This window comes from Verminephrobacter aporrectodeae subsp. tuberculatae At4, assembly GCF_000193225.1.
Classification (GTDB): Bacteria; Pseudomonadota; Gammaproteobacteria; order Burkholderiales; family Burkholderiaceae_C; genus Acidovorax; species Acidovorax aporrectodeae.
In genome coordinates this window covers 1-7,647 of record NZ_AFAL01000979.1, presented here as the reverse complement: position 1 = coordinate 7,647, position 7,647 = coordinate 1, and the positions used below count along the sequence as shown (strand labels likewise).

The window sequence follows — 7,647 nt, the reverse complement described above, 5'->3', positions numbered from 1 at the left end:
TGCTCAGGTAATTGGGCGCAATCGCGGGGGCGGCCTGGAAGTCGGCGCTCCTGATCTGCACCGTGCCACGGCTCGTGGGGTTGAGGTTGCACACGCTGGCCGTGAACGCGGGAAAGCGGTGCAGGGGCTCGCCGAATGCGTCGAGCGAGAGCGGCTGCACGTGGTACTCGATGTTCGGATGCGGCTGCTGCGGGCTGCTGCGCGTGAACGCGCCAAGCTGCGAAGGCGCCATGCTCATGGGGCCGCTGCGCCGGACAGCGTATTCGAGCGCGATCCGGGCCTTGCCCCAGAGCGAGCCGGCCAGGGTGTTGAGCGTGCTCACGCCGCCGACCTTGAACACCGCCCGGATCTGCAAATGGTCCTGCAGATTCGCGCCCACGCCGGGCAGGTCGTGCAGCACGTCGATGCCACGCGCGCGCAGCAGCGCGGCCGGGCCGATTCCCGAGAGCTGCAGCAACTGCGGCGAGTTCACCGCACCGGCGCTCAGGATCACCTCGCCAGCGGCCTGGGCCGTGACCATCTCGCGGCCGTCCCAGACCTGCACGCCGGTGCAGCGCTGGCTGCCGTCGGGCTGCGGCTGAACGATGAGCCGGGCGACCTGCGCGCCGGTCCACAGCTCGAAGTTCGCGCGGCCATAGCAGGTCGGGCGCAGAAACGCCTTGGCGGTGTTCCAGCGCCAGCCGCTTTTCTGGTTCACCTCGAAGTAGCCCACGCCCTCGTTGTCGCCGCCATTGAAGTCGTCGGTGGCGGGGATTCCCGCCTGCTGCGCGGCCAGGGCGAACGCGTCGAGCAGTTCCCAGCGCAGGCGCTGCCTCTCCACACGCCACTCGCCGCTGCTGCCCGTGGCCTTGTTGCCGTGCAGGCGTTGGAAATTCTCATCCGCGTCCCCCGGCCGGTCCAGGCGCCAATGGTCTTCGTGGCGCCGAAAGTAGGGCAGGACCGCGTCCCAGCGCCAGCGCGCGTCGCCGGTCAGCGCGGCCCACTGGTCGTAGTCGCGCGCCTGACCACGCATGTAGATCATGCCGTTGATGCTGCTGCAGCCGCCCAGCGTCTTGCCGCGCGGGTAGCGCAGGCTGCGGCCGTTCAGGCCCGCCTCGGGTTCCGTGCTGTAGAGCCAGTCGGTGCGCGGGTTGCCGATGCAGTACAGGTAGCCCACGGGAATGTGGATCCAGTGGTAGTCGTCCTTGTGCCCCGCTTCGATCAGCAGCACGCGGTGGCGGGCGTCGGCGCTCAGGCGATTGCTCAGCAGGGCGCCAGCGGTTCCCGCGCCAATGATGATGGTGTCAAACAGGGTGTGGCTCATGGGGATGCGGAAGGTCTGATGGGGCAAGGCTTGGGCGGGCGCGCCATTGTGCGGATTGCGTGGGACCCTGTCGACGATTTTTAATATGTTGGCACAGCGTTTGCTCTGAAACCCTCCGTAAATTCTGTGTTTCTTGCAAATTGCACCACGATGAAGACCCATTGCCGCGGAACGGGCAAAGTGCGTGCAAAACGAAATACCTTGCTGCGGACCCGCTAGTACATCGATCGGCCAAACCAGGCAGGTCGAATTTCCCGGAAAGCATCGGGGCCATCCCCGAAGCGATTTTTATTGACCACCGTTCAGTGAGGAAAGGTCATGGACATGCATGTGAAAGCGGCGCGTGTCAAGATAGTTGTCGCCTCATTCAAACATCCATCGGCTGAGTATCCTGTGCCCTCGAATGCGTCTTGATGACCGAATCGCGTTCAGGGTTGAGGCTCATGGCCTCAATGTGTGACCCGTTGCGCGTGGCGCCAGAATGTCTGCAAAGCGCGGTTCGTTGGCCACGGCCAGTAGTCTGGCCCGCTCGGCCGGGCTCAAGGCATGGCTGGGCAGGGGGGGGCACGGCTTGCGGGCTGCCGTCAGCCTTGCGGGGTGCGCAGATCAATGCCGGGCGGTCTTGCAGGCCAAGCGTAGCCTCGCGCCTGCGGCATGCGCTGAAATCTCACTTTCGGTTGCCATACTTATTTACTCCCGGAAAGATTTATTGGAGTGCGTTTCTCATAGCCACGCTTATTCAATGTAATTTGGTTTGCGGCAGTAATTGCATTAATACAGTTGGGAGATGCCGCCAGTTCGCCAGGATTGGCATCGCACTTTTCTATCACCGCCAATCGTTCCGGCGTGTTTTCCTTGTACCAATCGACGGTTTTCACCGGGTCTTTGCCACTGCAACCTGCACGCGTAACAGCAACAACCAACAACAGAAAGTGAGTATGTGAAATCATGATCATCAATTTGTTGAGCGAGAAAAGAGGCGACAACCGTTCTAACGCAGGGGGATTCTTTCGGGCAAAAAAAACCGCCAAGGTTGCGCATTGTGAAGAGGCGTGGCGGCTGTGTTGGCGCGGATCATACGCACCCAATAGGGGGGGCTGTCGAGACCCCAACCCAGCCTGACCAGCGCTTGGCCTCCGGCTCGTGCGCTCAACCCGGCACGCTGGTCTGCCCCAAGCAAATCGGTCAGGGCCTCGCCGTCGCCCATCTCCTGGTGGGCCGTCAGCGCCGCGCCAATCCCCCGGACCTGCACGCCAGCCCACAGGCCACCCATGCGGCGGCCAAACATCACCCCACGCGCCGGCGCCAAATTTGTTGCAAAATAGAGCGAACGTTCGTTTTATTTCCTCCCCCATGCCGCCTCCTCCGAACCCCTTCAGCCCCTTCGCGTTGCGCGCGGTGGCGCCGTGCGGGTGCTGCAAAAGGGCCAGCAAACCAAGGCGGCAATCGTCGATGCGGCGTTGAGCCTGGCCACGCACATCGGGCTCGAGGGGCTGTCCATCGGGGCACTGGCCGATGCCACGGGGATGAGCAAGTCGGGCGTGTTTGCCCATTTCGGCTCGCGCGAGGAGTTGCAGATCTCCGTCATTCGCGAGTACCACGCGCGCTTCGAGCAGGAGGTGTTCTACCCGGCCCTGTCCACGCCGCGCGGCGTGGCGCGTCTGCGCGCGCTGTTTGACAACTGGATGAAGCGTACCTCCGTGGAAATCGACTCGGGCTGCATCTACATCAGCGGCGCGGTCGAGTTCGACGACCGCAGCGGCCCGGTGCGGGCCACGCTGGCGGACTCCGTGCTCGCCTGGCAAGCGGCCATGAAGCGCGCGATCAGGTACTGCAAGGACCTGGGCGAACTGCGCGCCGACACCGACGCGGAGCAAATGCTCTTTGAAATCCACGGCCTCATTCTTGCCCTGCATTACGAGGCGCGTTTCCTGCGGACCCCGGGATCGATCGACCGGGCCGTCACGGGGTTTCACAACATCCTGGCGCGCTACAGTGCCCACATGCCCGCTCCCGCCCCGGTGGCGTCCGAGCGCAAGGTTTCCAACCCAAGCCCCCCCTCCAAGGAGTAAGACCATGCCCATCTACCGGCCGCCACTGCGCGACATGCAATTCATCCTGCACGAAGTGCTTGGGGTCAGCGATGAACTTCAGGCGCTCGCACCCCACGCGCAGTTGGATCAAGGCACGATCGACGCCGTTCTCGAGGAGGGCGGCAAGTTCGCCACCGAGGTGCTCTTTCCGCTGAACATCGGTGGCGATGAGGAGGGCTGCACGCTCGACCAGACCACGCACGCCGTGAGCACGCCCAAGGGGTTCAAGGAGGCCTACACCCGGTACGTCGCCGGCGGTTGGGCGGCGCTGAGCTGCGACCCCGCCTACGGCGGCCAGGGCCTGCCCATGGTGCTGAACCAGTGCTTCTACGAGATGCTGAATTCGGCCAACCAGGCCTGGACGATGTACCCCGGCCTCTCGCACGGCGCCTACGAATGCCTGCATGCGCACGGTACGCGGGAGCAAAAGGATCTCTATCTGCCCCGGCTCACCAACGGCGAATGGACCGGCACCATGTGCCTGACCGAGTCCCATTGCGGCACCGACCTGGGCCTGCTGCGCACCCGGGCCGAACCCCGGGCCGACGGCAGCTACAGGATCACCGGAGAGAAGATTTTCATTTCCGCCGGCGAGCACGACCTGGCGAGCAACATCGTCCACCTGGTGCTTGCCCGCCTGCCCGACGCGCCTGCGGGCAGCAAGGGAATCAGCCTGTTCGTGGTGCCCAAGTTCGAGCCGCGGGCCGACGGCAGCCTGGGCGAGCGCAACGCCATTTACTGCGCCGGCCTGGAGCACAAGATGGGAATCCATGGCAACGCCACGGCGCAGCTCGTGCTCGAGGGCGCCAGCGGCTCCCTCGTGGGCCAGCCGCACCAGGGCCTGGCCGCGATGTTCGTGATGATGAACGCCGCGCGCCTGGGCGTGGGCAACCAGTCGCTGGGCCTGACCGAGGTGGCCTACCAGAACGCCCTGGCCTACGCCAGGGAGCGCATCCAGATGCGCAGCCTCTCGGGCGCGAAAGCCAAGGACCGGCCGGCCGATCCCATCATCGTGCACCCCGACGTGCGCAGGATGCTGCTCACGGCCAAGGCCTACGCCGAAGGCGCCCGCGCGCTGTCCCTGTACTGCGCGCTGCTGCTCGACAAGGAGCGCAGCCTCCCCGACGGCCATCTGCGCCAGGACTGTGCCGACATGCTGGCGCTGCTGACCCCCATCGTGAAGGCCTTCACTACCGACAATGGCTTCGAGGCCACCACGCTGTGCCAGCAGGTTCTGGGCGGCCACGGCTACATCCGCGAATGGGGCATGGAGCAGCATGTGCGCGACGCGCGCATCAACATGATTTACGAAGGCACGAACACCATACAGGCGCTGGACCTGCTGGGGCGCAAGGTTCTGGGAAACAACGGCGCCACGCTCAGGAAGTTCGGCCAACTGCTGGGCCGGCTCGCGGCCGAGGAGGGCGGAAACGGGAAGATGACCGAGTTCATCGAGCCCGTGGTCAACCTGGGCAGGCAGATGACCGAGCTGACCACCGACATCGGTTTGCGCAGCCTGCAGAACCCCGACGAGATGGGCGCCGCGGCGGTGGACTACCTGCGCGCCGCCGGCCACCTGGTGTTCGGCTACTTCTTTGCCCGCATGGCGCAGGTGGCCCTGCGCAAGATCGCCGCCGGCAGTACCGATCCGTTCTACCCGGCCAAGTTGCAGACCGCACGCTTTTATTTCGCCCGGCTGTTCCCCGAAACCGCGACGCTGATACCCCGCGCCCGCGCCGGCAGCGGGGTTCTGATGGATACCGATCTGGCCCTGGCCTGACCCGGCGGCGGCAGCGCGGATGGCAGGTTTTCGGGCTTTTCCCAACCATGGAGTGTGTATGTTCAAACGGTTCAAAGCGGTGACGATGATTGTTTTCCTGGCCTCTTCGGCGCCGACCTGGGCGCAGATGACGCCCGAGGGGCTGTGGCGCAACGTCGACGACAAAACGGGCGAGGCCAAGGCAGAAATCCGCATCCGCGATGCGGGCGCCGGCGCGCTCTCCGGCGTGCTGGAGAAACGCCTGTCCAAGACCGCCAAACCCGAGGATGTTTGCGACAAGTGCAGCGACGAGCGCAAGGGCCGGCCCATGCTGGGGCTGGAAATCATTCGCGGCGCGAGCAAGGCCGAGGGCAAGGACGTGTGGGAGGGCGGCAAGATCCTCGACCCCGAGAACGGCCGCGACTACACGCTGCGCATGGAGCCCATCGAGGGCGGACAAAAGCTCGAGGTGCGCGGCTCCATCGGCCCCTTCGGCCGCACGCAGACCTGGATCCGGGTGCAGTAAGGCCGTCTGCAATGGCTTGTTCCCCCCATCCCCTGGACGAGGCGCTGCGCCTGCGGCCCGCGCCTTCGTCTTCCCCAGCCGCAGGCCGGTACGAGGGCCAGACCCATGCCGGCTACTGGAACATGGTGGGGCCGTTCGGCGGCATCACGGCCGCGACCCTGCTGCAGGCCGTGATGCAGCACCCCGACCGACTCGGGGACCCGCTCGCGCTCACGGTGAACTACGCCGGGGCGCTGGTCGCCGGGCCGTTTACGGTGCAGGCCCTGCCCGTGCGCAGCAACCGCTCCACGCAGCACTGGACGCTGTCCATGCAACAGGCCGGCGCCGACGGCGCGCCCATGCTCACCACCAGCGCCACGGCCGTGACGGCGCTGCGCCGGCAGACCTGGAGCGTGGACGACATGCGCATGCCGGACGTGCCCGCGCCCGCGGACTTGCCGGCGCTGCCCCCGGGCCTGGGCGTGGAGTGGCTCGACCGCTATGAAATACGCCCGATCTGCGGCACCATTCCCGAGCGCTGGGACGGCGGCGGGGAGCACAGCCTCACGCGGTTCTGGATGCGTGACGCGCCCGCGCGCCCGCTGGACTTCTGCGCGCTGACCGCGCTGGCCGACGTGTTCTTCCCCCGCGTGTGGCTGCGCCGCGCGCGCCGCGTTCCGGTGGGAACGGTGTCGATCACCGTGTACTTCCATGCGGACGGCGCGCAGTTGCAGGAGACGGGCTCGGGCTACCTGCTGGGCCAGGCGTGCGGTCAGGTGTTTCGCAACGGTTTCTTCGACCAGAGCGCGCAGCTGTGGAACGCAGCGGGCCACATGCTGGCCACGAGCCACCAGATCGTCTACTACAAGGAATGAGGGGCACAGCACGGCGCCGGCCCTCCATCCCCGCATTCCGCAACCCCGGAGAAATCACCATGAACGAAACCACCAAAGACATTCTCGTGCACACCGAAGCGGGCGTGAGCAGCATCCGCCTGCATCGGCTGGAGCGCAAAAATGCCGTCACGGCGGCCATGTACGCCGCCATGGCCGACGCGCTGGACGCCGCCCGGGACGACGCCCAGGTGCGCGTGCTGATATTCCATGGGGACACGACCGTATTCAGCGCGGGCAATGACATCGGCGATTTTCTGCAGCAGCCGCCGGCCTCGCAGGATGCGCACGTGTTCCGCTTTCTGCACGCTCTGGCGACCTTCCCCAAGCCCCTGATCGCCGCGGTCTGCGGCCCGGCCGTGGGCATAGGCACGACCCTGCTGCTGCACTGCGATCTGGTCTACGCGGGCGAGAACGCGGTGTTCTCCATGCCCTTCGTGAATCTGGGCCTGTGCCCCGAGGCGGCCTCCAGCCTGCTGGTGCCGCAGCTCATGGGCTACCACCGTGCCGCCGAGGCGCTGCTCCTGGGCGAGCCCTTCACGGCCGGGACGGCGCTGGAGCTGGGCCTGGTGAACCGCGTGCTCGCGCCGGCCGAGTGCCTTGGCGTGGCGCAGGCGCAGGCCAGAAAGCTCGCGGCCAAGCCGTTGGCGTCGCTCATCGAGACCAAGCGCCTGATGAAGAGCGGACAGACTGCGCAGGTGCTCGCGGCCATGGCGCAGGAGGCCAGCAGCTTCGGCCGGCTGCTGCGCGAGCCCGCCGCGCGCGAGGCGCTGTCCGCCTTCATGCAAAAGCGCCAGCCTGATTTCTCTGCGGTCCCATGAACGAGGGCGTACCCACCTTTTCCTCGCGCCTGAACGCCGGCGCGCCCGAGGCGCAGCAGCGCCGCGCCGCGCTGCACGCGCGCCTGGACGTATTGCGCGCGCTGGAAGAGCGCGCCGCGACCGTTTCGGCACGCGCGCAGCCGCAGTTTGAACGGCGCGGCCAGCTGCTGCCGCGCCAGCGCGTGGCCCTGCTGCTGGACGCGGGCGCGCCCTGGCTGCCGCTGGCCAGCCTGGCCGGCTACCTGCAGGACGTGCCGGACACGCAGAAATCGG

At 66.5% G+C, this 7,647-nt stretch carries 7 protein-coding genes and 2 pseudogenes; 6 read left to right on the top strand and 3 right to left on the bottom strand.

Going from position 1 to position 7,647, the window contains the following annotated elements; genetic code table 11:
* The 3 genes and pseudogenes from VTU_RS0124010 to VTU_RS32210 form a co-directional block, all read right to left on the bottom strand.
* A partial coding sequence (locus tag VTU_RS0124010; protein WP_010110151.1) for a GMC family oxidoreductase occupies positions 1–1,303 on the bottom strand: 1,303 nt, incomplete at its 3' end.
* A gap of 483 nt (positions 1,304–1,786) precedes the next feature.
* Positions 1,787–1,966 (bottom strand): annotated as a pseudogene (locus VTU_RS35925) (IS3-like element ISAzo10 family transposase); the annotation flags it as partial.
* Between the two features lie 23 nt (positions 1,967–1,989).
* Positions 1,990–2,334: an EexN family lipoprotein gene (locus tag VTU_RS32210; protein ID WP_236610865.1), complete on the bottom strand. Its 345-nt coding sequence runs from the start codon at positions 2,332–2,334 to the stop codon at positions 1,990–1,992.
* 381 nt (positions 2,335–2,715) lie between these two features.
* On the opposite strand from VTU_RS32210, the gene VTU_RS30195 reads away from it, so the two are divergent.
* From VTU_RS30195 to VTU_RS30190, 6 genes and pseudogenes are all read left to right on the top strand, one after another.
* Positions 2,716–3,375 carry a TetR/AcrR family transcriptional regulator gene (locus VTU_RS30195; RefSeq protein WP_010110149.1) on the top strand — a complete coding sequence of 220 codons (660 nt, stop codon included), beginning with the start codon at positions 2,716–2,718 and terminating at the stop codon, positions 3,373–3,375.
* 4 nt (positions 3,376–3,379) lie between these two features.
* A complete protein-coding gene (locus VTU_RS0123995) occupies positions 3,380–5,176 on the top strand; it encodes an acyl-CoA dehydrogenase C-terminal domain-containing protein (protein WP_010110148.1) in 1,797 nt (598 codons plus the stop codon).
* Between the two features lie 58 nt (positions 5,177–5,234).
* On the top strand, positions 5,235–5,681 hold the full coding sequence (locus VTU_RS0123990) for a DUF2147 domain-containing protein (protein ID WP_010110147.1): 447 nt from the start codon (positions 5,235–5,237) through the stop codon (positions 5,679–5,681).
* Positions 5,682–5,692: 11 nt separating this feature from the next.
* Entirely contained in the window at positions 5,693–6,535 is an 843-nt protein-coding gene (locus VTU_RS0123985; protein ID WP_010110146.1) for an acyl-CoA thioesterase, read from the top strand.
* Positions 6,536–6,594: 59 nt separating this feature from the next.
* Complete coding sequence (locus VTU_RS0123980; RefSeq protein ID WP_010110144.1) at positions 6,595–7,374, top strand: enoyl-CoA hydratase; 780 nt, start codon at positions 6,595–6,597, stop codon at positions 7,372–7,374.
* A pseudogene (locus VTU_RS30190) lies at positions 7,371–7,647 on the top strand (acyl-CoA carboxylase subunit beta); the annotation flags it as partial. The gene VTU_RS0123980 and the pseudogene VTU_RS30190, both read left to right, overlap by 4 nt.